Origin of the sequence: Streptococcus downei MFe28 (assembly GCF_900459175.1) — a bacterium.
In the GTDB taxonomy this organism is placed as follows: domain Bacteria; phylum Bacillota; class Bacilli; order Lactobacillales; family Streptococcaceae; genus Streptococcus; species Streptococcus downei.
Window position 1 is genome coordinate 2021053 of record NZ_UHFA01000002.1, and the last position, 25716, is coordinate 2046768.

A 25716-nucleotide genomic window follows, 5' to 3' on the forward strand; every position below is an offset into this window, starting at 1 on the left:
GGGCATGGTAGTTTAATCCTTATCCTTTTCAGGAGAATAGGGACCATAAAAGGACTTCACGATACCCGCTCGCCTCATAGCATCTTCGTATGCCGAGCGAGCCAATTCAGAAGCCACAATCGTTCTAACTCTAAGACTCCAAAGTTCATCCTTGGCTTGAGCTATAGAGTTATCCAGGTCTTTATTTCGCCTTTGATAGTCCCTTTTTCTTTTTTCTAACTCTTCAATTGTCATCTGATTTCCTTTCCATCAAAAAAGCAACTCTAGGATTTGAGTTGCTTAATAACCATAAGTTGAATAATCGCTTCCAGAAACCACGACTTTTTAAAGTCGCAATAGTTTTCTTCTGGCTCTCGCTTTCTTTTTCTAAGGCCTGTTTAGTCTTGTCAATCGGATAATTCCAAGGGTCCTCATCAGCAAGCCTCAATGCTTCAAAAGCATTAACAACCCGTCTCTTACCATCAATCGTTTTAGCCACCGCATAGAATTTTGAAACAGCTATAAGAGCCTCCTACTGGTTTAGTTCGCTTGGAATAGGCTCTTGGCGGTACGTTGAGAACCAAAGAGCAAGATAATAAATGTAATACATTTACCCAGGTAAGCAATACCACTAGCAAGGTTACCCAAAAAGCTATCTTGACTAATATTCATAACCGTATCCGTTTTCAATCCTTGCCAGATTAAAATCAAAATAATAATAATAATTGCTTGGAAAGCAATGGCCATTGTTCGCTTAAAGAAGTTGACTGCAATCGGACGAGTACTATCTGCCATCCAAAACGCTATCATTAAAGGAGAAACCGCCTTTAACAAGTACAGTTCAATAAATCTAAGGAAGGCGATTATCTTAATAGATAAGATTGCCGCACCACCAAATAAAAATGCCATTGCATTTATAGCATTTCTTGCAGCCCAATTTCCTTTTTTGAGGGCAGAATAAGCGAATTTAACCTCTTGAACATCTGTACCAATATTGGTAGCTAATTTATCAAAAAACCATAAAAACTCTTTAACAAAATAGCCCGAATAAATCACTAGAAAGCTAGCAATCACATATTTTATTGTAATCTCAACTAATAGTTGGATAGTTATAATACCATTTTGGTCCTTTAGATACCGATACCAAGACAACATCTCAACAGCCATTAACATCGTAATGATGAGCAACCCAACTGTTTGAAACGATTTATTGACCGTATTTATGGCTTCATTTACTGATGGACTATAAGAATAAAGTGACTTTGTTAAATCTCCTGCAGTATCTTTCAAACTATCACCCCTTTCAAGGGAATAAAAAAAAGCCTCGATAGGCTTTTACATATTAGACTGTTTATTGTAGTTTGAAAAAGTAAAAAATAAGGCAAATATGACAATTAGAATTCCAATTAACCAGCCATCAAATGATTCATGGGGGAAAAAATTAGGAAGCAGAGAAGAACTCTGAAAAACATTTTTTCCAAATAGCAACTCACCGAACCACTTGATAACACCAGGAACATCATTCGGGTTCTCTATGTTAGCTAAACTTAATCCAATCGCTAAAGCAGCCAGAAGCACTAGCTTAGCAACAAACCAGATCACAAATACACCAATACCAGCCTTTATCAGATTAAAGAAAAACCTGATTAAATAAATTGGTGTACTTATAATGATTAGGAGAGTTTTCCAAAACCAGCCTAAGCTCTTTGAATTCAGAGCTTCCCAGCGGGTCTGAGGGCTAGGCTCAATAGTTTCATCAATGGTTTGGCTTTCATCTGTCCAGGCGTTCATCTCTTGTTCAGTCGTATATCGACTGATAAGGTTTTGAGCTTCCTCAACCTCTTGTGAAGTTGGTGGACGGCCATTAACCTGCTCAAAATCTTTTATCCAAGTTACCGCATCAAAACTTTCAGCCATGGCTTTCTCCTTTCTTTGTCTTGCCTGATTTTACTTTCATTCTACTATTTTTTTACATTTTTTTAAACCTAAAAATAAGGCCTCTGCCTTACTTTTATCCAATGGCACCTAGCATCGTTGCAATAGCCGTAAAAATGAGCTTCCAAACCACACCAAAAGCACCACCCGCAATCATTCCGATAGTACCACTTTGTTGTCGCCCATTATCTTGACTTCCTAGTCCTATCATAAAGAGTAGAAAGCTAGCAGCTAATATCCCAAGACCAATAACCCCGCCTAAGGTACCAATTTTATTAATAACATCGATCGCAGTCTGCATATATTTTTCTCCTTTTTAATTAAACCTAGCCCTTTTTTAGGGCACTAAAAAAGCGACCACTAGGGTCGCAAGTTAACTGTTTCTATTGAGTATTTTAATCCTTATTAGCCTCAGCTCCTTTCACAGAATCATCTTAGTTCTTTTTAGAAAAGATATTGAACTTGCTTTGCATGAAAAGCAAGAAAGCACTGAATACCATAACTAAACCAGAAGCCATGACAGCCGAACTGGCACCATCACCTGTATTAGGCAGGGTCTTCATTTGTCCGTCGTCCGACTTAACACTTAGTGTTTTATCAGAGTTAACGGTTGCCCCAACGGTCCCAGGATCAACAGCTTGTGTAGAGCCATCTGCTTGACTGACAACGGGTTGGCCATTTTGAACAGAGACAATGGTAGACCCATTATCAGTTGTAACAGGTGCCTCAGGGGTCACATCTTGGACCACTTGGCCAGTGACATCACTGGTCAATCCGACTTGGCTGAGGCCTTGAACATAGGCTTGGCCAGCGCTAGGTTGATTGGATTGAGAAGCTGCTGGCTGATCCGCTGACGGTGCAGCAGGCTTGTTAGCTTCTGTTTGGGAACCTTGGTCTTGATCAGTCGTTGGCGCACTATCATCACTAGTAGCCCCACTTGATGGATTGGATGAACTGGCATTGCCCTTATCCGTTGAGGATGAAGGGGCATTGGAGTCATCAGGAGCTTGACTAGAAGGGCCTGACGGTTGACTTTGGCCTTGGTCGGGCTCTGGTGTCGTTGAACTGGAGTCGGTATCCCCTGATTGACCCGAACCGTTATCAGGTGAACTTGGGGCTGGTTGATCCGGTGTTGGGCTATCATCTCCTGCCGCATTTCCATTGTCAGGAGTCGCTGGGGTGGTTGGTGCCGTGTCGTCTGTGCCAGGGTTACTTGGTGTTACAGGTGTATCTGAACTGGGTTGTGTGGTTGAGGGATCAGTCGTAGACGGAGCGCTTGGGGCTAGCTCTGAACCAGAATCCGTGTCCCCAGATTGTGAAGGTTCTGAATCATTAGCTGGTGTTGAAGAACTGGTAGTATCCGTATTACCTGCCTGACCTTGGTCTGTAGTACCGTTGTTGACAGCATCCCCACTACCAGTATTATTCGTGTCAGGCGTTACTGACTGAGTCGTTTCGGCCGATTTTGGTAACACTTGGTTTGAGCTGGCCTCGTCCGCATAAGCAGCACTTGAGGCTGTCGCCAAAACAGTCGCTGCCATCAAAGTAACAAGTTGTTTTTTCTTCATAATGATCTCCTTTTCTAGTTTTAAGAACGGTGGTAGCCTTTGCCCGTCAGTTGCAAGATACATTGATTTCCCCGCTTGACTTTGCGAGCAATGATAAGGTTCCGACGTTTAATCGTCCGAATATGCTTGTAAATTTTAGGGTAATAATCAATCACTTGAACCTCTACTTCTTGATTGTCGATGAGAGCTTTTTCTCTTCTAAGTCCATACTTAGGTTTCAAGTCTATAATCTCTCCGCTATCAAGTCGGGCCGTGGCATTACCACTTTTTCCTAGTTGTCGTAAATCTGAGATACTGACTTCAGTATCAAATGCTTTTTTAATTTCATTCATGGGGTTTCTCCTTTGAATAAAAGGCTAAAATCGTAGCCATCTCGAAAGACCTAGTAGGTCTCTGCCGTATTTCTTACGCACGGTTTCTAGTCTAGTAACCGCAAACTCCTTAGGCTTATGACCTTCCTGTAATGAGGCCATGCCTTATCGTTACTGTGGCTGGCACCAGATATGAATTTCTGGCTCCAATGACACCGCCCCCGCTTCTTCTTTTTATACCAAGCCACGCTGATTGGGACAGTGGGTCTATTCAGTTGTCAAAGACCAATCAAGCAGTTTATTGACCTACTCAGGTCAAAGAGGTTTTATTAGCTATCGGAAACTATCATAAGCCCTACGACCACAATGAAAGAACCCACTAAGAGATAAAGAACTTCGATAAAGGCATTAGTTGCCCTTCCAAAGAAATGAAGAAGGGCAGCAACCAATACCCCAAATGCTATAAGACCTATACCCATCCATTTTTGATAGCGGGCCAATAAAACCATTTGGGAGGAAAGGGGGGCAACATAAATAACAGGGTTATCTAAATCATTTACTGTCAGTATAAATCCTTTTTTTGCCAGTTCTTTCTCAAATCGTCTAACTTCAGCTTCTATCTCAGGAAAATTATAAGGACGAATATCGTTGTGAGAAAAAAGTGTCGAAAAATAGGAGGAATAGAGAACTCCTGCAAGCATCCTATCGTCAAAATATTTTGGCTCCCAAAGGAGAATCCATCCTTCCTCTGTAATAGACATTGAAGAAGGGTCAAGCTCAATAATTTTCTTTTCCAAAACTTCCTCAAACGCAATTACCTGAGGTAGCAATGCGTTACGGCTGGACTTTTTTTCGTTGCCTAGAGCCAACCTCAATTCAGCATTTTTCTTAGCAAGTTCACTTTCTTTAACCATCATCATCCTCCTACCAACTTTTTAATAAGAGGGTAAAGCAGTGGTAGACCAATAATCACGACGGCAATAGAAATACAGCATATGTGTGCCCAGCTAGACTCTTGTTCATCGTTATCTCGCTTCTCTTCTATGTCTTTTTTCATAAATAAGACTCCTCTACTTTTCAACTAATTTCTGATATTCTTTCAAGCTAATAGCCACGTCTCCATCTTCAGACCTCAAGATAACCTTTGTATCATTCTTATAAACTACAAAGAAGGTCAATAGTTTAGAGGAGTGGCTATCCTTCGGAGTTATTGTGATTTGTTCAAGCTTTTCAGCTTTATTGATATACAGATCAACTGACTTATTAGAACCGAACCATAAAAACTTATAGTCGGTGTCTTCTTTACCCTTAAGGCTACTTACTGTCTTTTCCTCAACGGTCACATCATGGGTCTTCAAATAGTTGGTCAAACGCTTTTCTGTGCTCTTGGGTTGCTTCTGCAAATATTCTATCTGAGTTCTTGCTTCGTTTACATAGGGGATTTCAATAACAGCACACATAAATAAGACGCCTGAAGAAATTAATAAACCAATAGGGACTGTAATTGCAAACCAATCGTTCACTAGAATTAGTGTAAACTCCTCAACAAGCCGACAGATGATATACTCCACAAGAATAAGAAAAAGCAAAAGTAACCCCAGATAAAAGAAACTCATTTGTTTAGTAATAATATCTTGTTGTTTTTCAATCAATTTCGATAATGGCTGAAATAAATTGTGAAACTCTGTAAACATCTGCCTTACCCCCTAACCTTCCTCATCGCCAGTTGCAGGTCCGAGCTGAGCCCAGTAAAGACATAGTCAGCCACCGCTTCGGCATTAGGAGCGTATCTCATATTTTCCAAAGCGTACTGATACCGTTGGTCAAAGTTCCCCATGGCCAGATAATCAACCGTAGCTTGAGGAATACCCTCAGCAATAAATCGATCATAGACAATCTGGTAAATATAGTCCTTGTCATACTTGGTCGCTTTTTCAATTTTTTGAGAGGTCTTTATATTCTCAGAATTTTCGTTAGACTCTCTATCCTCGTCCTCCTCCCTAATATTAAAATCAGTCTTATTATTATTATTAGTCTTATTATTATTAGTCTTATTAGAGTTTGAATTTGAAACTTCTTGAGGTTTATTTTTCAAACTTCTTGAAGTTTGATTTTTAAACTTCCGGAAGTTTAAATTTGAAACTTCCGCTTGTGCCAAGGGTTTAGCACCTGTTTTTACATCTTCAAACTCTGAATGAAGAATAGCCTCATCGGTTTCAACGTTTTGAAGATAGATTAAATTTGGTTGGTTTAATCCTTGCCTAACCTCTTCAAGCAGTCCATACTTAGCTAATTCTTTCTTGAGTTTAATAACTTTGTTCTTACCATAACCAAGAATTTTACAGAGCTCTTCAATGGTATAGATGAGGTAGACAAAACCATGATCATCTACCCAATTGTTTTTAATGGACAGTTGAAAACGATTAAGAAAAATAGCATACATTAATTTTGACTCTGCACTTAACTGGCGATAATAAGTTTCCTCCAAAAGAACCATGGGAATTTTAGCAAAACGCTCAGAGGTTTGAACCTGTTCAATCGAAATTCTACTCATCTCTAGTCCTCCAATACCTTTAAATAGAAGTTGCCATCCGAGTCAAACTTTATAAGCCCAAAGCTTTCCAACTCTGCCAGCTGCTTCTTAGCTTTGTCCAGATTAATCCTCATACTCGTCATGATTTGTTGCAAAATCATATTTCTCATAGCGGTCTCTTTATTACTCATCAGCATTTCCTTTCAGGCTAAAGCCATATCATCAAACAAACTAAGTTGAACTTCTTCAACTTCAACCTCTGGTTCAATCACTTCATAGATTTCTAATGTATCTATGTCTAATACAATTTCTAATCCATTTTCTGGCATCTGCTTCTACCTCCAACAATCAAGACTGTCCTTATCAACTCTGATAACTGGACAGTATTTTAGGACCTTACCAAACTTGGCTAAGACCTTATAATAAAGCCCATCTAGCTCATAAACATCACCAGTGATATGATGACCTTCCTGAACTATTTTTTCGGTAACTGTCATGATAATTCTCCTTCTTCTGACTAGCAAAAAAGCGGAACAGTTTTCACTGTTCCGCTGATAGTTCTTGTTAAATTTTCTTGTTTTCTCAAAACTCTAGACACTTACTGCCTAAAAATTTTAATAATTTTGACACCTTTTGGTACAGTTTTCAAAAGCTATCTATCACAGGTCAAGTCGGTTTATGACAGTCTTGTATCAAGTGTTATTATTTTTTTAAAAAGGGTGCTTTTTCCCTAAAAAAGGAGTATGATATTATATTAGTTCTAGGCCTTTTAGGCTGTCTTTTAATCATAATAAGGAGGATTTCAGACCGAGCTCTTATAAGATATTTCCAAACGACTTATTTGAGACTGAAATCTCCTGCTATCATGACTTAAGTTAAGGAAGAAGAATGAAAGTTATCGTTGTCGGTGGGGGTAAGGTTGGTACCGCCCTTTGTCGTTCTCTGGTTGAGGAAAAGCACGATGTGACCTTGATTGAGGAAAAAGAAGAAGTTCTCAGTCGGGTTAGCAGGCGCTTAGACATTATGGGAATTGTTGGCAATGGGGCCAATTACAAGATTTTAGAGCAGGCCGATGTGGGGTACTGCGATATTTTTGTGGCGATTTCTGACCAGGATGAGGTTAATATGATTTCAGCCGTCCTAGCCAAGAAAATGGGGGCCAGAGAGACCATCGTTCGGGTCCGCAACCCTGAATATTCCAATGCCTATTTCAAGGATAATAATTTCCTCGGCTTTTCTATGGTGGTCAATCCCGAATTGCTAGCAGCTCGTTATATTGCCAACAGTGTTGATTTTCCTGGTGCCCTGTCCGTTGAACATTTTGTCAATGGCCGAATTATGCTGATGGAATTTAAAATCACCGAAAAAAGTCGTCTTTGTGACCTCTCCTTGGACCAATTCCGCCAGAAATTTGGCAATATTTTGGTCTGCGCTATCAAAAGAGGGGATCAAATTATTATACCAGATGGCGATGATCTTTTGCTGACGGGCGATAAAATTTATGTGACTGGTGACCGGGTTGAGATGATTCTCTTCCATAATTTTGTCAAGAGCAAGGTCATTAAGAACATGATGATTATTGGGGCAGGTCGAATCACCTACTACCTCCTCAACCTCTTAAAAAATACCAAGATCAAGCTCAAGGTTATTGAAATTACCGAAAAGCGTAGCCAATATTTCAGCCAAGAATTTCCAAATGTTCCCATCGTTTTGGGGGACGGAACCGCTAAAAACATCCTAGTTGAAGAAGGGGTGGAGAATTACGATGCCGTTGCTACCCTGACTGGTGTGGATGAAGAAAATATCATCTCTTCTATGTTTCTGGACACCTTGGGAATTGAAAAGAATATTGCCAAGGTCAATCGAACCAGTCTCTTAGAAATTATTGACACCGATAATTTCTCTAGTATCGTCACACCCAAGTCCATTGCTGTTGATAGCATGATGCACTTTATCCGTGGCCGGGTTAATGCCCAGGACTCTTCGACCCTGGATGCTGTCCACCATATTGCCAATGGTCGCATCGAAACTTTACAGTTTGAGATTCGCGAGAAGAATAAGATTGCGGGTAAACAGCTATCAGAAGTCCAACTCAAGAAGGGTGTTCTGGTAGCTGCCATTATTCGTAAGGGGCTCCCCCTCTTTCCAACGGGTCAGGACACCTATGAGGTTGGTGATAAGATTGTCGTAGTCACTCTACTGACCAAGGTTACCCATATCTATGATTTGTTGAAATGAGGTGGCTTAAATGAATCGATCCATGGTTCGCTTTCTTTTAGCGAAATTATTGCTCATTGAAGCAGGCCTACTGAGCGTTCCGCTAGCAGTCACCCTAATCTATCATGAAGGTTGGCCAGTCTTCACTAGCCTCCTGGCAACAATGGGTATCCTTATAGTCTTAGGCCTGGCTGGCTCTATTATCAAACCCAAAAATTACCGGATCTACACCAAGGAGGGCCTGTTAATCGTTGCCCTCTGTTGGATTCTCTGGTCCTTCTTTGGAGCCCTTCCCTTTGTCTTTTCTGGCCAAATTCCTAGTCTGATTGACGCCTTTTTTGAGGTCAGCTCTGGCTTTACCACGACAGGAGCAACCATCTTACCCGACACGGCCGTCCTTTCCCACGCCCTCCTTTTTTGGCGGAGCTTCACCCACCTTATTGGCGGGATGGGGGTGCTGGTCTTTGCCCTAGCCATTATGGAGAATTCTAAAAATGCCCACCTAGAGGTTATGAGGGCAGAAGTTCCAGGACCCGTCTTTGGTAAGGTCGTTTCCAAACTCAAGGATACAGCGCAAATCCTCTATATCATTTACCTGATCATGTTTGCCATCTTTGCAGTTATTCTTTGGGCCTGTGGTATGCCCATTTTTGACAGCCTCATCACCGCTATGGGTGGAGCTGGTACAGGTGGTTTTGCCGTTTATAACGACAGCATCGCCCATTACCACAGTAGTCTCATTACAATTGTGGTTTCCATTGGTACCCTGCTTTTTGGCATCAATTTTAACCTCTACTACTTCTTATTGATACGCAAGTTCAAAGTTTTCTTTGGCGATGAAGAATTGCGTACCTATCTAGGAATTGTTGCTGTGGCAACCCTGCTAATTTTCTTGAATATTTTCCATCTCTATGGGTCTTGGTCTCAGAGCCTGCAGTATTCCTTCTTCGAGGTTTCCAACGTTATCACAACAACGGGCTTTGGCATCACCAATTTGACCAAGTGGCCCCTCTTTTCTCAGACAATACTGTTAATGCTGATGATTATCGGGGGGTCGGCAGGCTCAACGGCTGGTGGTTTCAAGGTCATGCGGTCTCTGATTGTCACTAAGATTACTAAAAATCAAATCCTCAAGACCCTCTATCCTAATCGGATCATGTCCCTCCATGTCAATCACACCCCTCTAGACAAGGCAACCCAGCATAATATCCTCAAGTACCTAGCGGTCTATACCATGATTTTTCTAGGTTTGGTTATGGTTATCAGCTTGGACAACAACAACCTTATGGTGGTCGTCAGCGCCGTTGCCTCAACCTTCAATAATATTGGCCCCATGTTGGGAACAGCAGATACCTTCGCCATTTTCAGTCCCTGGGCAAAATTCCTCATGTCTCTGGCCATGATTGCCGGACGCCTGGAAATTTATCCCGTCCTCTTGCTCTTTATTCCCAAAACTTGGTCTAAATATTAAGCCATTATTAAAAACAGGTCTCCAATAAGGAAAACCTGTTTTTAGTTTAAATGAGTTATCTCCTACAAGTTAGCTAATACTTAAAGAGAGGGCCTGATAAATGAAAAGAAAAATCTTTGACATCCACTACCCCCACAACTTTATCACTGGTGTATAGATCATACAAAAATTGTGCCATCTCTTGGCTAGTATGGTAGTCTTTAAAATGCTCATCATAATTATAATCCGCCTCACCGCTGGCCAAAGCTCCAAATTCTGTCTGCGTGGCTGCAGGGGCTAGAACTTTAGCCCGCATGGGTAGGTTTTGTCTCTGCAATTCCAGAGCCAGTCCTTCTGTAAAGGCACTTACATAATATTTACTGGCACAATAAGTTACTGCATTAGGAACGAGCATATAGCCCCCTCTGGAAGAAAGGTTAATTAACTGGCAGCCTTCCTCGGACTGATAATCCCTCAAATAAAGTGTTGAAAGAATAGTCAAGGCTTCCACATTTAAAGCAAGCATTCGGGAGACCTTATTTAAGTCTTGTTTGGCAAGGCTTGAATAGTCACCAAAGCCTGCGTTATTAATGAAAACCTTTATAAAGTAGGGTTTCAAGTCATCATACAACTGGTAGACTTGTTTTCTTTTCTCTAAGTCAGCCTGCTTGATAATAATCTCTATTTTGTCATAACTCTCTTTTAGCTCTTCTCTCAGTTTTTCTAGCCTATCTTGTCGACGGGCTACTAAGATGAGATTGAAACCTTTTTTCGCAAAGAGTCTTGCTGTCGCTCGTCCGATTCCCGAACTGGCACCTGTGATACAAACATACGTTTTGTCTTTCATTCTTGTCACTCCTTCATTTTTTGATTATAATTAGTCTACAATCTAGAGTTTACTCTAGGTCAAGAAAAAAGGTGAATCTATGAAAAACTATTCTATCAGCGAATTTTCAAAACTGTGCCACTTATCCATTTATACCCTTCGCTACTATGAAAAAGAAGGACTTTTAAAACCCAGCAGGGACTCAGGAAATCGCAGGAAATATAGTGCTACTGACCTTAACTGGGTGGCTTTTATCAACCGTCTTAAGGACACAGGCATGCCTCTAAAAGAGATTAAGCACTATTCAGATTTGAGAAGGGAAGGTAACTCTACTCTAGAAGAGAGAATGGAATTATTAAATCATCATACACATAGACTCGACAAAGAAATTGAGCAGTTACTTGAACACCGTAAGAAATTGACCCAGAAAATCATATACTATCAAGAGGCCATCGAAGACTACAGGCAGAAAAAAACTAGTAATCCCTGAGGAGTTGCTAGTTTTTATACTTAATAAAAATCAAAAATAGCCAAGGCAACGAACTGCAGGCAGTACTTGGGTACGGCAAAGTGAGTTAACGATGGATAGTTTTGATTTTTGAAGAGTATTAAATATCTGTTAGCGGAGTGGCATCATCAGGCGAGGTATCTAGGACCTTGAAATCATGACCGACAGCAAAGTCAGCCTGGGTCAGGTTGTCTTCCATGGTCATGTGGGCTAGTTCCTTGATATTATTTTCCTTACTGAGGTGGCCCAGGTATATTTTCTTGGTGCGGTTTCCGATGGTGCGAATCATGGTCTCAGATCCATCCTCATTGGACAGGTGGCCCTTGTCCGATAGAATCCTTTGCTTGAGACTCCAAGGATAGGCACCTGAGCGCAAGATTTCAATATCGTGGTTGGACTCAATCAGGTAGCCATCGGCATTTTCAATCAAACCAGCCATACGATCACTGACGTAGCCCGTATCTGTCAGCATGACAAAACTCTTGTCATCCTTCATAAAGCGATAGAATTGCGGATCAATGGCATCATGACTGACCCCAAAACTTTCAATATCAATATCACCAAAGGTCATGACCTTGCCTCGCTCAAAGATGTGCTTTTGCTCAGGGTCAACCTTACCAATCATATTGTGGGCATCCATGGTCTGCCAGGTCTTCTCATTGGCATAGATGGGCAGGCCATACTTACGAGCCAGCACCCCAACACCATGGATATGGTCCTTGTGCTCATGGGTCACTAGGATAGCATCCAAGTCTTCTGGCTTGCGGTCAATTTCAGCTAGGAGGCTGGTAATCTTCTTACCAGACAGACCCGCATCAATGAGGAGCTTTTTCTTGTCCGTTTCCAAGTAAAAGGAGTTCCCTGAGGAACCCGAAGCTAAAATACTGTATTTAAAACCTTGATTAGTCATCGACGGACTCATCTTCCTCCCATTCATCATCAAAATCATCAGGCTCCTTGTCATAAGGGAGGACAATGGTAAAGGTTGAACCCTTACCGTACTCGCTCTTGGCCCAGATAAAGCCCTGATGTTGCTTAATAATTTCCTTAGCAATGGCCAAGCCCAGACCAGTTCCACCTTGGGCCCGACTGCGGGCCTTATCAACACGGTAGAAGCGGTCAAAAATCAGAGGCAGGTCCTTCTTAGGAATCCCCAGTCCTTGGTCAGAAATGGAAATAATCAACTGAGTCTCTGTGGTTGTCATTGAAACGGTAATTTGACCACCGTCTGGTGAATATTTAATGGCATTGTTGAGAATGTTATCCAGCACCTGGGTCATCTTGTCGGTATCAATTTCAACCCAGATGGGATTCAAGGGATAGTTGCGAACAATTTCATAGTCCTTGTCGGAATCCTGCTGACTCTTAATCTGGTCAAAACGATTCAGGATAACCGTAATAAAGGCCGTAAAATTGGTCATTTCGACCTCAATATGGCTGGTATCATTGTCAATCCGCGATAATTGCAGGAGGTCAGAAATCATCCGCATCATGCGATTGGTCTCATCTAGGGACACCTGAATAAAGCTCGGTGCCACCTCTTCATTGAGGGCACCTTCATTGAGGGCCTCTAGGTAGGACTTGACCGAGGTCAGCGGCGTGCGCAACTCATGACTGACGGTCGAGACGAAGAGACGGCGTTCTCGCTCTTCCTTTTCCTGTTCGGTCGTATCGTGAAGAACGGCAACCAGACCAGAAATAAAACCACTCTCCCGACGGTTGAGGGCAAAATTGACCCGCAAGGTGATAAATTCATCGTATTCATTGCGACGATAGAGGGTCACCTCGGGGGTCTGGGTAATCAAGTCACGATAATTATAGTCATCTGAGTCAATCAAATCCATGATATTCATCTCAAGTGCTTCTTCTCGAGTGAGATTAAGCTGCTTGCGAGCCGTATCATTAATCATGGTAATCTTGCCAACCCGATTAGTAGCCAAGACCCCATCGCTCATATAGGAGAGGACAGAAGCCAGCCGGTTGCGCTCCTGAGAAAGATTCTCGTGGGTCAGGTGGAGAACATCAGACAAGTCATTGACGTTAGTCCCCAATTCAATCAATTCAGAATCTCCCTTTAAATGAAGATCCTCTGTATAATCACCAGCAATCAAGCTGGTCACCTTCTGACTGATAGCTCGGACGGTTTTGGCATTGCGGTATTCCCGTACCGCCTGATAAATAAAGTAAAGAGCTACCAGAGCCAGGAGGATAAGTAGGGCTAATTCAAAAGTATTGAGATTTTCAACAACAGGATTATTATTCATAAGACTTCATATAATAACCAACGCCACGACGGGTTAAAATATATTCTGGACGGCTTGGAGTATCCTCAATTTTTTCACGCAGGCGACGGATGGTTACGTCTACCGTTCTGACATCACCAAAGTAATCGTAACCCCAAACAGTCTCTAAGAGGTGCTCACGAGTCATGACTTGGCCAATATGGGTCGCCAGATGATGGAGGAGTTCAAATTCACGATGGGTCAATTCTAATTCTTCCCCCCGCTTCTTAGCAACGAAGGCATCTGGAATAATTTGCAGGTCACCGATGGTCAGCTCACTATCGGAAGTATCATTTTCTTCAGCGACTGCGGTTTCGATATTTTCAGTTCGACGCAGATGGGCCTTAATCCGTGCCAAAAGTTCACGGTTAGAAAATGGTTTAGTGACATAGTCATCTGCCCCGATTTCTAGACCGATAACCTTATCGAATTCACTATCCTTAGCAGACAGCATAATGATTGGGACATGGCTACTCTTGCGAATTTCCTTAGCGACTTCTAGACCTTCTAGTTCTGGTAACATCCAGTCCAAAATAATTAAATCAGGATTTTCATCTTCAAACTGTTTGAGGGCTTCCTTGCCATCAAAAGCAGTTACTACTTCATATCCTTCTTTAATCAAATTAAATTTGATTATATCTGAAATCGGCTTTTCATCGTCGACAACAAGAACCTTTTTCATCATTCTTACCTCATTTTTCCTATCTATTGGTATTTTACCCTTTATTATAACAAAAGTCAGCAAATAATAGAAATACTGAGGGTTTACAAGACTATTTCAATTTTGTATAAATTTTCTGAAAATATTGACAGAAGTTTTCGCTTGTGGTAAAATTTATATCACGTTAGATTTTCTGACATCAAAAAATATTATACTCATATCTCTAACAAGGGAGGACTCTATGGCACTTATTGAATACAAAAATGTTGAAAAATACTATGGTGACTATCACGCCCTTCGTCATATCAATCTTGAAATTGAAAAAGGTCAAGTGGTTGTTCTCTTAGGCCCTTCTGGCTCTGGGAAATCAACCCTTATTCGCACCATGAATGCTTTAGAAAGCATCGAGACTGGCAGCCTCAAGGTCAATGGCCACGAGGTTTCCAATGCTTCCAATAAGGAACTGGTTCAGTTGCGCAAGGAAGTCGGTATGGTCTTCCAGCACTTCAACCTCTATCCTCACAAAACGGTTCTGGAAAATGTTACCCTGGCTCCGGTACGGGTTTTGGGCATGGACCCCAAGGAAGCACAAAAGATTGCGGAAAAATATTTGACCTATGTCAATATGTGGGACCGTAAGGATTCCTATCCAGGCATGCTATCAGGTGGGCAAAAGCAAAGGGTCGCTATCGCACGTGGCCTAGCTATGAATCCTGAGCTTCTACTTTTTGACGAACCAACTTCTGCCTTGGACCCTGAAACCATCGGGGATGTCCTAGCAGTTATGCAAAACCTAGCCAAGGAAGGCATGAATATGGTGGTTGTTACCCACGAAATGGGCTTTGCCCGCAGTGTTGCTGACCGCATCATTTTCATGGCTGATGGTGAAATTTTAGAAGACACGACTGATATTGATGGTTTCTTTGACAATCCAAAAGAACCGCGTGCCAAGCAATTCCTTTCTAAAATTATCAACCATACCAGCGAAAGAGTTTCGATTGAATAGAGGTGATGATACTATGAAGAAATTTTCCCTCATACTAGCAACCCTGCTGCTTGCTCTAGGAAGTTTCATACTGTTTAGGGGGCTCCCAGCGCAAGCGGCTGGTCAGGCCAAATTGCCGGCACAAGTTCAAAAGATCAAGGATGCTGGTGTACTCAAGGTTGGAGTTAAGCAAGATGTCCCCAACTTTGGTTACTATGATTCAAAAAATGACAAATACACTGGCATGGAGATTGATCTTGCTAAGAAAATCGCTGATACCTTAGGGGTCAAAGTTCAATATACAGCTGTAACGGCCCAGACTCGAGAAGCGCTCTTAGATAATGGGCAAACTGATATCATGATTGCTACCTATACTATCAATGATCAGCGTAAGGCTAACTTCAGTATTTCCAACCCTTACTATTATGACGAGATTGGCTTTTTAGTCAACAAAGATTCCGGTATCAATAATCCCAAAGATCTAGATGGAAAGACCATCGGGGTTGCGCAGGGGTCTAAAACCAAGGCTTCCTTGGAAACCTTTGCCTCTGATAATGGGATTAAATTCAAATATGTTCAACTAGGAAGTTATCCTGAATTGGTAACAGCCTTGCGGGCCTATCGGGTTGATGCCTTCTCCGTAGATAAATCCATTCTGACTGGTTATGTCAGTAAGAATAACAAGATTCTTGATCAAGGTTTTGACACCATGGAATATGGAATTGCCAGCAAAAAGTCTAACAGCCAGGTGACTGAATATGTTAATAGTCTCTTAGCTAAATGGCAAAAAGATGGTAGTTTGCAAAAGCTTTATAAAAAATACAAACTCACACCAGCCAAACCTGCTAATAACTAGAAAGGAGCTAAGTTTATGTTTATTCTAGCAACAGATACAACCAATCCTTACGCCCTTTCACGTTGGGCGGATTACTTTGCCAACTTCGGACAGTTCGCCAAGGGATTCTTTTATACCCTGGGCATGGCTGTTTGTGCCCTGATTGTCGCCCTAGCCTTGGGGCTGATTTTTGGAGCCATGTCTTCCTCTCGCAACAAGCTGGCTAAGGCAATCGCTCGGGTCTATGTTGAGGTTTTCCAAAACACACCTCTCCTAGTCCACTTTGTCTTTGTCTTCTATGGTCTATCCATTTTGACCAATGGAGCTATCAAGGTACCAGCCTTCTGGACCTCTGTCCTCTGTGTTGGGGTCTATACTGGTGCTTATATGTCAGAAGTCATTCGTTCTGGTATTGAGTCCATTCCTCGTGGACAAACAGAAGCTGCCCTTTCTCAAGGCTTCACCTACCGCGAGACCATGTCCATCATCATCCTGCCCCAGGCTGTGAGAATTATCATTCCACCGATGATCAACCAGGTGGTTAACCTGATTAAGAATACCTCAACGGTTGCCATCATCTCAGGGGCAGATATAATGTTCACCGCCAAGGCCTGGGCTTATGATACCACCAACTATGTTCCTGCCTTTGCTGGCGCGGCTTTCCTTTACTTTATCATGTGTTTCCCAGTAGCCAGCTGGGGCCGTCGTAAAGAGGAAGCCAACAAGAAGACCTATAGCTTATAGAAGGGAGGTCAGTAATGTCAGATTTATTAGCACCCTATAATCTAAAATTCCTAGCCCAAGGGCTCTGGACAACTATTTATCTTTCCTTTATCATTATTGTCCTCTCGACTATTTTTGGAATGATTCTGGCTGTCATGCGTAATGGAAAAAATAAGATTGTCAAACTAATTGCCAGTATCTATATTGAGTTCGTCCGCAATGTCCCTAACCTGCTTTGGATTTTCATTGTTTTCTTGGTCTTCCAACTGCAGGCTACCATAGCTGGGATTACGGCCTTCACCATCTTTACTTCGGCTGCCCTAGCAGAGATTATTCGAGGTGGTCTCAATGCCATTGACCAGGGGCAAACCGAAGCCGGTCTCTCCCAAGGTTTTACCCAGTTTCAGGTTTTACGCATCATCGTACTACCCCAGGCTATCCGCAAGATGTTGCCATCCATCATCTCGCAATTCGTTACGGTCGTAAAGGATACCAGCTTCCTCTACTCCGTCATCGCCTTGCAAGATCTCTTCGGTAAGAGCCAAATCCTCATGGGCAAATACTTTGAAACCAGCCAAATCTTCACCCTCTACTTTATGGTGGCAGCAGCTTACTTCCTCGTCAACTTCCTCATCTCCAGCTATTCTCGCCACCTCTCCAAGAAGTGGGAACAATCAGCAGAGTAATCTGGCAAGCAAGTCCATTTGAAGCAAGAAGTAAGACTTAAGAAAAACCGATTAGCAAGCGCTAGTCGGTTTTTGTGTGGGGTGAAAAATCAAAGAATTTTTAAGCCAATTGGTATGAAATGACCAGATTTTGGACTAATACTCTTCAAAAATCAAGACTATCCATCGTTAACTCACTTTGCCGTACCCAAGTACTGCCTGCAGTTCGTTGCCTTGGCTATTTTTGATTTTTATTGAGTATAAAGCGATACCAATCTTCTTCTAGTCCAAATTGGTAGAGCAACTTTTTAAAATGCCTAAAGGCACCATGACCGATTATAGCCTTAGACAAAGCTATTTCTTGGTCAGCTGAAGACCTATTTGCAATAAAGTCTTTCATCAACAGATAGTCATTTCTATCAAAGAAGGAGGGCAAGGCAACATAATTCCCCCTTTCATTGAACTCAATATCATCAATCCAATCTAAGTCCCTTGTACCATTGACCGTGTCATCAAAGGCGTCCAAAAGGTCGTCCTTTTCTTTGTCGTAATAAGAGGACAATCAGTACCACTCAACTGTGTTTATTGGCCTCCCTTATTTTCGAAAAAAGAGCACGCTAAGACCTGCATCTTTACATTTCTTCATAATCCAAAATATAGTGATTTAAACGCGGAAGTGTCAGGGAGAGGTAGCCGTAATGACTAACATCTATCAGACCTTTTCGTTTAAGGCGCTCTCGGTAAACCGACATCATACTAGAGCTAAAACCTAGTTGCTCCCTTAACACCTTGACTTTAGTTGGCTTTTCACCAGATAGGGCAGACAGAACCTTGCGATCTTGGGGAGAAATTTCCGTCCATAATTTTTGGTAAACATAGCTCTGGAGATAGTCATCAAAGGCAGGTAAGAGGGCGGTTTCATCCTCCAAGAAGTCTCGATTCTTCCAACACAAGTAACCCAGGGTCTGGAAGGCGAAGGAATAGCCATTGGTCAGTTCAGCCATTCTTTTAGCCTTACTAGCAGGAATTTTAAAAATCTCCTTATAGCGATTCTTGATGGATACCATATCCAGAGGTTCGAGATTAATTCTTGGGGCACGGTAAAGAAAGGTCAGGGTAGAGTCATTCTGGAGTTCATGAATATTTTCATAAAGACCGGTCATTAAGAGAAAAATTGGCAGGTCTTCTCTGATTAGGAGCTGAAAGCTACTTGTGAAAATCTTAATATTTTCTGACTTGGTCACCTCATCTATGGTCACTAGGACCTTTTTCCCAATTTCCTTAACCTGATTTAGCATCTTCTCCAAGGCCACTTCGATATCACTAACCGGTGCCACCTTCTCAAAGGAAGCCCCTAATCCAAACAAGGATAAATTAAACTTGGCTTTGATAAACAAGGGCTGCAAATCTGGCTGATCGTAAAGCTTGACAACTAAAGTCTCCAAAAGAGGACGATTGGGATTGAGATTGATAATTATCCACTCCCCCTCTTCTTTCAAAGAGTTGGCAATTGCTGTCATGGTCACTGTTTTTCCTGAACCACGCACCCCGGTAATCAAATAAGACTGCGAAGCAGACAAGTCCGAATTAAAATCCTCAATGACATTTTGTATCTCCGAGGTACGGGAAATGAAGGTATGCGGAGTCTTCCCGAAGCCCAAAGTAAAAGGGTTACTCTCCATAATTTTCTCTCCTTTTATAACTTTAACATTCTTATATAAGTTTATATAACTTTTGTTTTATTATATAACTTTATATAAGTTTTGGCAAGGAGTAGTAAATGAACGAACTCACGGTAAGCTAAACAATCAAAAACAAAAAAAAGCATTGACGTACGTCAAAAGATACGTTACTATAATGGTAAAGATTGGAGGAAACGAGATGAATCTTACAAGTTTCAGAAAAGACATCTACAATGTTGCAAAATCGGTTATCGAAAATCACGAGGAATTGGAAATTTCTGTTGGTAACGAGGGGGATGGTGTGGTTCTTATGTCCTTGGCAGATTACCGTGCGTTAAAGGAACTACAATATCTTGAAAATACGGGTGTTCTATCTACAGTTCTCGACCGTATGGAAAATGAAACCGAAGATGATTTTTCACTCGAGGATGCCCTATGAGTCAATGGATTATAATCCCTCATAAACTTGTCAAACGGGATGATATCCCAAAATTAGAGCAGGCAAGCTTGAAAGAGGATTTTAATGAAATTGTTGCTATTCTCAAAGAAAATCCTTATAGTCGTGTCAGACGTATGGAAAAGTTAAACCCTAAAAATAGAGAGATTTATTCCATGCGTATCAATGTTCAGCACAGAGTTGTTTATACCATTGATAAAAAGCAAAAGCTTGTTAAAATCTGGTCAGCATGGTCTCACTATGAGCAACGAGTACCAAAGAAATAGTACAAAAACCGCTACTTACAAGCTAGTTTTAAGTGGCGGTTTTACTATTATTATAGATTCGTACCATTTTTAGGTTTATTATGAAGTTTATACCTGGAATTACCGCTTCAAAATTCTTTTAAAATAATTAGTGAAGTTTCCCTCGTTAAATTCTAACATTCTATCTCTAACAAAAATTTGCGTTTCTTCATCAGAGTAATTTAATTCCTTATTAGGTAACAATTTTAATAATATACCTCTAACATATTCATCTAATTTCTTGGAAATATCTTCGATTTCTCTTTGACTAAAATTTAATTTATTGCCATGAGTGTGTCTTGATCTTATTTTATACGCTATTGCAATATTATCAGTGATTATTTTCTTTTCTTTAGAATCGTCTGTAAGAAGATTCGCCGAAATATTTCTCAGTTTTCTTCCTATTCGCCTTGTACCATCAGAAAATGCATATAGGCATTGTAAAATTTGTAAATACTTATCAATCTTTGAGGCGAGTAAACCACTATTTCTTGCTTCTTGAAGAAATACGAGTGCTCTCGTGTAACTCGAAAAACCACTTCTATCAATTTTGCTGTTCTCCAATGATGCAAAATTAGGACCAATATGAGTCATCTCTATTTCTTTATTACCAATACGCTTATTTATTAGAGGATAAACTAATTCATAGTAATCTTTTAATCGCTTTATCTCATCTTTCCTAATTACTGAGGACTTGTGACTACCATTAGCTAGTGTATAGTACATATCTGAACTAGCTGCTGAACTGTAACTATTATCTAAAATTGTATAGGACAAAGTAGATTGAACACATGAATCTTTAATTAGCCAGATAGCTGTTGACAATGACACTGCCTTTATTTGTAAATCATATTGATAACTTGAATAAATCTTATCGGCAAGGTTCTTTACTTCAACATTGTTTACTGCAGTAGCAGCTAACTCTCTATGAATTATGTTATCATCATGGGAAAATTTAATAATCTCTGCAAGTATCAGTTTTCTACAGAATTCGTCATAGCGAACAGTTCCAAACTTTTCTTTAAAGTTTTTAGAAAAACTCTTCTTGTTTTCTAAAAAACGATGTGCTGTTGTCAATTTAACTGAGATATTGCTTTGGTCGCTTAGTATAAAATCAAAATCTAGACAATCTTCCGGTTCAATTTCCAAAAAGTTAATTTCTGTTACTATTATGTTCATAAAAACTCTCCTTTATAATTTTCATATAAGATTAAAAGTTACAGCAAAAGAACACATTCCTTCCCAGTTGTGTTACTTTCACGTTTCCAACTTCACCATCCCAGCAATACGTCCATTTATATCACTATAAAAATTCAACATCAATGTCTATCATTCCGAACCATCTTGCATCAGCAATTCTAGATAATCACTGCGGTAATCGAGGATGTGGGAAATAAGCACTAGAGACTGTTCTTCATGAATGGTATAGAAGAGGAGGTATTTCCCCTCCACAAAACCATAGGTCTGAAAATCGGTATGAAGTCTAATGCCTAATTTCTCATCCACATTGAATCCAGCATGGGGGAAGACTTGCAACCGTCTGGTGGCAAGTATCATCTTTTGAACCCGTTTGCGCGCTGCCAGGGGAGATTGGAGCTGTAAGGCAATATAATCATGAATGGTATCAATCTGCTTAAGGGCTCTTGATGACAAAACAACTTTATAAGTCTTCAATTCCATAACGTTTCGCTACCTCTTCCAAGGGAATACTGCGTCCAGCCTTATATTCAGCGATACTCTCAGCTACTTCGGTTTGAAGCTGGTTAATTAAACGTTCACGTCTGAGCTCGTCCTCTGTCATTAATGGAATTTCTTTTCTCTCTACTACATTTTGCAAAAAGAGATTTAAAGTCTTAGTCATATCCGTCCCATTATCTGCTAAAACCTTCTTGGCCTTCCGCAAAAGCGTGGGATCCGTCTTAAATGAAACCTGAGTTCCTTCTTTTATAGCTGGCATAAACTATCCTCCAAACTATTTTTTTGTATAGCTTATTATATATACTTTTTCGATAGATTTGGCAAGAAAAAACAATCCCACGTAGTAAATGTGAGATTGCTTTGTTTTTTTATATTACTTGGCCAACTTCTCCATCTCTTCAATCCGCACCACTGTGGCATCATACTTAGCTTGGTAGTCGGTTTGTTTTTGTCGCTCTTTCTCGACGATTTCTGGTTTGGCGTTTTGGACAAAGCGTTCGTTACCCAATTTCTTAGCAACCAGATCCAGTTCCTTTTGCCACTTGGCCAGTTCCTTGTTGAGGCGGGCTAATTCTTCTTCCACGTTGAGCAGGTCTGCGAGCGGCAAGAAGATTTCTGCACCAGAGATAAGAGCTGACATGGAGAGCTCAGGCGCTTCAAGTCTGCTTCCAATTTCCAGGTGCTCTGGATTGGTGAAGCGCTTAATATAGTTGACATTGGCCTTGAAGAAGGCTTCCAGCTCGCTATCACTGGTCTTGACCAGCATGGTGATTGGCTTACTTGGCGCAACGTTGACTTCGGCACGCGCATTACGAACGGCACGAATCAGGTCCTTGAGGCTTTCCACGCCCTTGTGGGCTTCCGGATTTTCAAAGGCTGGGTTGACAGTCGGATAGTCGGCAACCACGATGGAGCCATCTGAGATTTGGCCGAAGATTTCTTCGGTGACAAATGGCATGATTGGGTGGAGCAGACGGAGAATCTTGTCCAGGGTGTAGAGGAGAACGGAGCGGGTGATGACTTTTTTCGCTTCGTTATCGCTGTAGAGGACTTCCTTGGTCAGCTCGACATACCAGTCGGCAAATTCATCCCAAATGAAATTGTAGAGAATATGGCCAGCCACACCGAACTCAAACTTGTCAAAGTTTTCGGTGACCTTGGCGATGGTTTCATTGAGGTTGTGGAGAATCCAGCGATCTGTCACGTTTCCTGCTTCGCTTGCTGCTACTTTGGCAACATTGGTTGTGGCTTCATCCAAGCTCAGGCCTTCATTATTCATAAGGATGTAGCGGGAAATATTCCAAATCTTGTTAATGAAATTCCAGCTGGCATCCATTTTTTCATAAGAGAAACGCACGTCTTGGCCCGGAGCTGAACCGTTGGACAGGAACCAACGCAGGGCGTCAGCACCATATTTATCAATAACATCCATCGGGTCAATACCATTGCCCAAAGACTTGGACATCTTGCGGCCCTGCTCGTCACGGATGAGACCGTGGATAAGGACATTCTTAAATGGTTGGCGACCTGTGAATTCCAATGATTGGAAAATCATACGAGACACCCAGAAGAAGATGATATCGTAACCAGTGACAAGCGTTGACGTTGGGAAGTAACGTTTGAAGTCTTCTGAGTCGACATCAGGCCAGCCCATGGTAGAGAATGGCCAGAGGGCAGAACTGAACCAAGTATCCAAGACATCTTCGTCTTGTTTCCATCCGTCGCCTTCTGGTGCTTCTTCGCCAACATACATTTCACCCTCAGCATTGTACCAAGCTGGGATTTGGTGACCCCACCAGAGCTGACGAGAGATAACCCAGTCATGGACATTTTCCATCCATTGAAGGAAGGTATCATTGAAACGCGGTGGGTAGAAATCAACCTTATCGTCTGTATCTTGGTTTGCGATAGCATTTTTGGCCAATTGGTCCATCTTGACGAACCATTGAGTAGACAAACGTGGTTCAACAGGCACACCTGTACGCTCTGAGTGACCAACTGAGTGAGTCATCTTTTCGATTTCAACAAGGGCACCGATTTCTTCCAATTTCTTAACAACGGCCTTACGTGCTTCAAAGCGGTCCATACCGTTGAATTCACCAGCCAATTCATTCATGGTACCATCATCGTTCATGACGTTGACTTGCGGCAAGTTATGACGTTGACCAACCAAGAAGTCATTAGGGTCATGAGCAGGAGTGATTTTAACCACACCAGTACCAAATTCAGGATCTGCGTGTTCATCGCCAACGATTGGGATAGGTTTGTTCAAGATTGGCAAGATAACATTTTGACCAATCAAGTCTTTATAACGGTCATCATTTGGATTAACCGCTACGGCAGTATCCCCAAACATGGTTTCAGGACGAGTTGTTGCCACTTCAAGAGCACGTGAACCATCTTCCAACATGTAGTTCATGTGGTAGAAGGCACCTTCCACATCCTTGTGAATAACCTCGATATCAGAAAGGGCTGTGCGAGCTGCTGGGTCCCAGTTGATGATAAACTCACCACGGTAGATCCAGCCTTTTTTATAAAGCTCGACAAAGACCTTGCGAACGGCTTTTGATAAACCTTCATCAAGGGTGAAACGCTCACGTGAGTAGTCTACAGAGAGACCCATCTTGCCCCATTGTTCCTTGATAGTAGCGGCATATTCGTCTTTCCATTCCCAGACTTTCGTCAAGAAAGATTCACGACCCAGGTCATAACGCGTAATGCCCTCACCACGCAAGCGCTCCTCAACCTTAGCCTGAGTCGCAATCCCCGCGTGGTCCATCCCTGGAAGCCAAAGCGTATCAAAACCTTGCATACGTTTTTGACGGATAATGATATCTTGTAAAGTTGTATCCCAAGCGTGACCAAGGTGAAGCTTACCTGTAACGTTTGGTGGCGGAATGACGATAGAGTAAGGCTTAGCCTTTTTATCTCCTGAAGGCTTGAAAACATCTTCATCAAGCCATTTTTGGTAACGACCAGCCTCAACCTCGGCTGGATTGTATTTAGGTGAAAGTTCTTTAGACATGTGTGTTCTCCTTAATTATTAGTTTCCTAATTAGTTTTTTAATTAATTTTTTAATTAGCTTCTTTTTTAATTTCTTATTTTGTTTCTTATTTATTTTCTTGCGTATTTTTATCTGTTCTTTTTTTAGTTTATTAACATCTTCTTTTGTTATATTATATTTTATATCCCATGATTTTTGTTTCAATCTATAGTTTAAATTATAAATTCCGTAATATTTCAACTCTAAATCTGTCTTATTTTTTTCTATCTTTTTTATTTGAGAAATATATTTATGACCTATATCGAAAATTTGATAAAGGAAAAAAATTTCTGAAGAAATTATAATTAGCATTAAGATTACTGGCAGGATGTCTACTAGCAAATTTACTTTAATCAGATTATAAAAATTTAATAAAATAATTGTTAAATAAAGGGAATATAAATAAGGGAATACAAACACCATTATGAAAGAAAGGAATAAAATTATTTTTTCTTTTCGCGAATCAAAATTGAGCTTAGATAGCAATTTTATCAGGAAATATTGCAAAATTAAAAAAATAGTTGAAAAAAAAGATAAATATATATTGAGTATGTTGTTTACATTGTTTGCCCAGAAAAACATTATTGTATTTAAAAATATCAGTCCCCATCTTAAAAGATTCCATAGGGCAGCACGACCAATTCCTACCTCATTTTTTGAACGTTCCCAATCATATTTCAGGAGCAGTTCTAGGTATTGACTGAGCTTTTGTGACTTTTCCTCTGAGTAATCAAAATTACTTAAAAGATCCCAAATATGTCCATCTTTCATGTAATAATCATTAATATATTTTACATTCATATCAGAGCCATATGGATTGATTTGTGATTTAAGTCTACTAACTGCAGACTTCCTATTTTTTCCGTCTAGTAAATCAACAATTATCAACTTTATGCTTTTTCTCCATTCAGAGCGTTCTTTAGTAATATAATCAAGTTGATTTCTTTTACTATTATTAACGAAAACTAAAATTGCACTCAAAATAGCCCCTAGACCAGCTCCACTAATTAGAGTAATAATCTGGCTTATTTCCAATCTTCTAACCTCGCTTTCGAAATTCTTCAATAAATCCC

Annotated in this window: 33 protein-coding genes; 9 read left to right on the forward strand and 24 right to left on the reverse strand. The window is 40.9% G+C overall.

Annotated features, from left to right (window positions below):
- Positions 1 to 12: 12 nt before the first annotated feature.
- From DYE66_RS09645 to DYE66_RS10840, 13 genes are all read right to left on the reverse strand, one after another.
- A complete protein-coding gene (locus DYE66_RS09645; protein ID WP_115325158.1) occupies positions 13 to 234 on the reverse strand; it encodes a hypothetical protein in 222 nt (73 codons plus the stop codon).
- Positions 224 to 478: a hypothetical protein gene (locus DYE66_RS09650; protein ID WP_115325159.1), complete on the reverse strand. Its 255-nt coding sequence runs from the start codon at positions 476 to 478 to the stop codon at positions 224 to 226. The genes DYE66_RS09645 and DYE66_RS09650 overlap by 11 nt, the downstream gene beginning before the upstream one ends.
- 41 nt (positions 479 to 519) lie before the next feature.
- Positions 520 to 1269 carry a hypothetical protein gene (locus DYE66_RS09655; RefSeq protein ID WP_115325160.1) on the reverse strand — a complete coding sequence of 250 codons (750 nt, stop codon included), beginning with the start codon at positions 1267 to 1269 and terminating at the stop codon, positions 520 to 522.
- 45 nt (positions 1270 to 1314) lie between these two features.
- The gene (locus tag DYE66_RS09660) at positions 1315 to 1896 is read right to left on the reverse strand and encodes a hypothetical protein (RefSeq protein ID WP_115325161.1); all 582 of its coding nucleotides are present in this window, start codon (positions 1894 to 1896) and stop codon (positions 1315 to 1317) included.
- A gap of 94 nt (positions 1897 to 1990) precedes the next feature.
- Complete coding sequence (locus DYE66_RS09665; protein ID WP_019795369.1) at positions 1991 to 2215, reverse strand: hypothetical protein; 225 nt, start codon at positions 2213 to 2215, stop codon at positions 1991 to 1993.
- 133 nt (positions 2216 to 2348) lie between these two features.
- The gene (locus DYE66_RS09670; RefSeq protein ID WP_115325162.1) at positions 2349 to 3482 is read right to left on the reverse strand and encodes an LPXTG cell wall anchor domain-containing protein; all 1134 of its coding nucleotides are present in this window, start codon (positions 3480 to 3482) and stop codon (positions 2349 to 2351) included.
- 20 nt (positions 3483 to 3502) lie between these two features.
- Positions 3503 to 3814, reverse strand: a complete 312-nt coding sequence (locus DYE66_RS09675) for a hypothetical protein (protein ID WP_019781290.1) — start codon at positions 3812 to 3814, stop codon at positions 3503 to 3505.
- A 308-nt stretch (positions 3815 to 4122) separates the two neighbouring features.
- Entirely contained in the window at positions 4123 to 4707 is a 585-nt protein-coding gene (locus DYE66_RS09680) for a hypothetical protein (RefSeq protein WP_244914171.1), read from the reverse strand.
- Between the two features lie 156 nt (positions 4708 to 4863).
- Entirely contained in the window at positions 4864 to 5487 is a 624-nt protein-coding gene (locus DYE66_RS09685; RefSeq protein ID WP_115325164.1) for a hypothetical protein, read from the reverse strand.
- Positions 5488 to 5492: 5 nt separating this feature from the next.
- Positions 5493 to 6347 carry a replication initiator protein A gene (locus DYE66_RS09690; RefSeq protein WP_115325165.1) on the reverse strand — a complete coding sequence of 285 codons (855 nt, stop codon included), beginning with the start codon at positions 6345 to 6347 and terminating at the stop codon, positions 5493 to 5495.
- A 2-nt stretch (positions 6348 to 6349) separates the two neighbouring features.
- Positions 6350 to 6517 carry a hypothetical protein gene (locus tag DYE66_RS10835; RefSeq protein ID WP_019786407.1) on the reverse strand — a complete coding sequence of 56 codons (168 nt, stop codon included), beginning with the start codon at positions 6515 to 6517 and terminating at the stop codon, positions 6350 to 6352.
- A gap of 12 nt (positions 6518 to 6529) precedes the next feature.
- The gene (locus DYE66_RS11090; RefSeq protein WP_019793816.1) at positions 6530 to 6655 is read right to left on the reverse strand and encodes a hypothetical protein; all 126 of its coding nucleotides are present in this window, start codon (positions 6653 to 6655) and stop codon (positions 6530 to 6532) included.
- Between the two features lie 6 nt (positions 6656 to 6661).
- Positions 6662 to 6823, reverse strand: coding sequence for a hypothetical protein (locus tag DYE66_RS10840; RefSeq protein ID WP_019781142.1), 162 nt, complete (start codon positions 6821 to 6823; stop codon positions 6662 to 6664).
- A gap of 391 nt (positions 6824 to 7214) precedes the next feature.
- Between DYE66_RS10840 and trkA the strand changes: the two genes are divergently transcribed.
- Complete coding sequence (gene trkA, locus DYE66_RS09695) at positions 7215 to 8564, forward strand: Trk system potassium transporter TrkA (RefSeq protein WP_019788512.1); 1350 nt, start codon at positions 7215 to 7217, stop codon at positions 8562 to 8564.
- A gap of 10 nt (positions 8565 to 8574) precedes the next feature.
- Positions 8575 to 10014: a TrkH family potassium uptake protein gene (locus tag DYE66_RS09700; RefSeq protein ID WP_002997365.1), complete on the forward strand. Its 1440-nt coding sequence runs from the start codon at positions 8575 to 8577 to the stop codon at positions 10012 to 10014.
- Positions 10015 to 10087: 73 nt separating this feature from the next.
- Here DYE66_RS09700 and DYE66_RS09705 read toward each other — a convergent pair whose 3' ends face one another.
- Positions 10088 to 10840, reverse strand: coding sequence for an SDR family NAD(P)-dependent oxidoreductase (locus DYE66_RS09705; protein WP_002996535.1), 753 nt, complete (start codon positions 10838 to 10840; stop codon positions 10088 to 10090).
- A 79-nt stretch (positions 10841 to 10919) separates the two neighbouring features.
- Here DYE66_RS09705 and DYE66_RS09710 point away from each other — a divergent pair, with 79 nt between their 5' ends.
- A complete protein-coding gene (locus DYE66_RS09710; protein ID WP_019784487.1) occupies positions 10920 to 11309 on the forward strand; it encodes a MerR family transcriptional regulator in 390 nt (129 codons plus the stop codon).
- Between the two features lie 118 nt (positions 11310 to 11427).
- On the opposite strand, the gene DYE66_RS09715 is transcribed toward DYE66_RS09710, so the two are convergent.
- Genes DYE66_RS09715 through yycF form a run of 3 tightly spaced genes read right to left on the reverse strand, consistent with a single transcriptional unit; the run spans position 11428 to position 14291 of the window.
- Positions 11428 to 12237 carry an MBL fold metallo-hydrolase gene (locus DYE66_RS09715; protein WP_002997143.1) on the reverse strand — a complete coding sequence of 270 codons (810 nt, stop codon included), beginning with the start codon at positions 12235 to 12237 and terminating at the stop codon, positions 11428 to 11430.
- Positions 12230 to 13591 carry a cell wall metabolism sensor histidine kinase VicK gene (vicK, locus tag DYE66_RS09720; RefSeq protein ID WP_002996580.1) on the reverse strand — a complete coding sequence of 454 codons (1362 nt, stop codon included), beginning with the start codon at positions 13589 to 13591 and terminating at the stop codon, positions 12230 to 12232. The genes DYE66_RS09715 and vicK overlap by 8 nt, the downstream gene beginning before the upstream one ends.
- On the reverse strand, positions 13584 to 14291 hold the full coding sequence (yycF, locus tag DYE66_RS09725) for a response regulator YycF (protein WP_002996549.1): 708 nt from the start codon (positions 14289 to 14291) through the stop codon (positions 13584 to 13586). The genes vicK and yycF overlap by 8 nt, the downstream gene beginning before the upstream one ends.
- Before the next feature lie 220 nt (positions 14292 to 14511).
- On the opposite strand from yycF, the gene DYE66_RS09730 reads away from it, so the two are divergent.
- From DYE66_RS09730 to DYE66_RS09745, 4 genes are read left to right on the forward strand one after another with little or no spacing between them, the layout of a single operon-like run.
- Positions 14512 to 15276, forward strand: a complete 765-nt coding sequence (locus DYE66_RS09730) for an amino acid ABC transporter ATP-binding protein (RefSeq protein WP_002996862.1) — start codon at positions 14512 to 14514, stop codon at positions 15274 to 15276.
- 13 nt (positions 15277 to 15289) lie between these two features.
- A complete protein-coding gene (locus tag DYE66_RS09735) occupies positions 15290 to 16111 on the forward strand; it encodes a transporter substrate-binding domain-containing protein (protein WP_002997113.1) in 822 nt (273 codons plus the stop codon).
- A 15-nt stretch (positions 16112 to 16126) separates the two neighbouring features.
- On the forward strand, positions 16127 to 16834 hold the full coding sequence (locus DYE66_RS09740; protein WP_002997337.1) for an amino acid ABC transporter permease: 708 nt from the start codon (positions 16127 to 16129) through the stop codon (positions 16832 to 16834).
- Positions 16835 to 16848: 14 nt separating this feature from the next.
- Entirely contained in the window at positions 16849 to 17499 is a 651-nt protein-coding gene (locus tag DYE66_RS09745) for an amino acid ABC transporter permease (protein ID WP_002996692.1), read from the forward strand.
- A gap of 217 nt (positions 17500 to 17716) precedes the next feature.
- Here the strand turns inward: DYE66_RS09745 and DYE66_RS09750 are convergent, their stop codons facing one another.
- Entirely contained in the window at positions 17717 to 18004 is a 288-nt protein-coding gene (locus DYE66_RS09750; RefSeq protein WP_167410117.1) for a UPF0158 family protein, read from the reverse strand.
- 106 nt (positions 18005 to 18110) lie between these two features.
- Positions 18111 to 19160: an ATP-binding protein gene (locus tag DYE66_RS09755; protein WP_019788103.1), complete on the reverse strand. Its 1050-nt coding sequence runs from the start codon at positions 19158 to 19160 to the stop codon at positions 18111 to 18113.
- Positions 19161 to 19359: 199 nt separating this feature from the next.
- Here DYE66_RS09755 and DYE66_RS09760 point away from each other — a divergent pair, with 199 nt between their 5' ends.
- Together DYE66_RS09760 and DYE66_RS09765 are read left to right on the forward strand one after the other, a co-directional pair.
- Entirely contained in the window at positions 19360 to 19599 is a 240-nt protein-coding gene (locus tag DYE66_RS09760; protein ID WP_002996844.1) for a type II toxin-antitoxin system Phd/YefM family antitoxin, read from the forward strand.
- Positions 19596 to 19883 carry a Txe/YoeB family addiction module toxin gene (locus DYE66_RS09765; RefSeq protein WP_002997078.1) on the forward strand — a complete coding sequence of 96 codons (288 nt, stop codon included), beginning with the start codon at positions 19596 to 19598 and terminating at the stop codon, positions 19881 to 19883. Before DYE66_RS09760 ends, DYE66_RS09765 begins: the two co-directional genes overlap by 4 nt.
- A gap of 99 nt (positions 19884 to 19982) precedes the next feature.
- On the opposite strand, the gene DYE66_RS09770 is transcribed toward DYE66_RS09765, so the two are convergent.
- The 5 genes from DYE66_RS09770 to DYE66_RS09790 all read right to left on the reverse strand — a co-directional run bounded on the left by DYE66_RS09770 (position 19983) and on the right by DYE66_RS09790 (position 25708).
- Entirely contained in the window at positions 19983 to 21080 is a 1098-nt protein-coding gene (locus DYE66_RS09770; RefSeq protein WP_002996732.1) for a HEPN domain-containing protein, read from the reverse strand.
- A gap of 150 nt (positions 21081 to 21230) precedes the next feature.
- On the reverse strand, positions 21231 to 21581 hold the full coding sequence (locus DYE66_RS09775) for a type II toxin-antitoxin system RelE/ParE family toxin (RefSeq protein WP_002996813.1): 351 nt from the start codon (positions 21579 to 21581) through the stop codon (positions 21231 to 21233).
- A complete protein-coding gene (gene relB / locus DYE66_RS09780; RefSeq protein WP_002997275.1) occupies positions 21562 to 21858 on the reverse strand; it encodes a type II toxin-antitoxin system RelB/ParD family antitoxin in 297 nt (98 codons plus the stop codon). The genes DYE66_RS09775 and relB overlap by 20 nt, the downstream gene beginning before the upstream one ends.
- 114 nt (positions 21859 to 21972) lie before the next feature.
- The gene (locus DYE66_RS09785; RefSeq protein ID WP_002997072.1) at positions 21973 to 24624 is read right to left on the reverse strand and encodes a valine--tRNA ligase; all 2652 of its coding nucleotides are present in this window, start codon (positions 24622 to 24624) and stop codon (positions 21973 to 21975) included.
- Positions 24617 to 25708: a hypothetical protein gene (locus tag DYE66_RS09790; RefSeq protein ID WP_244914172.1), complete on the reverse strand. Its 1092-nt coding sequence runs from the start codon at positions 25706 to 25708 to the stop codon at positions 24617 to 24619. Before DYE66_RS09790 ends, DYE66_RS09785 begins: the two co-directional genes overlap by 8 nt.
- Between the last annotated feature and the right edge of the window lie 8 nt (positions 25709 to 25716).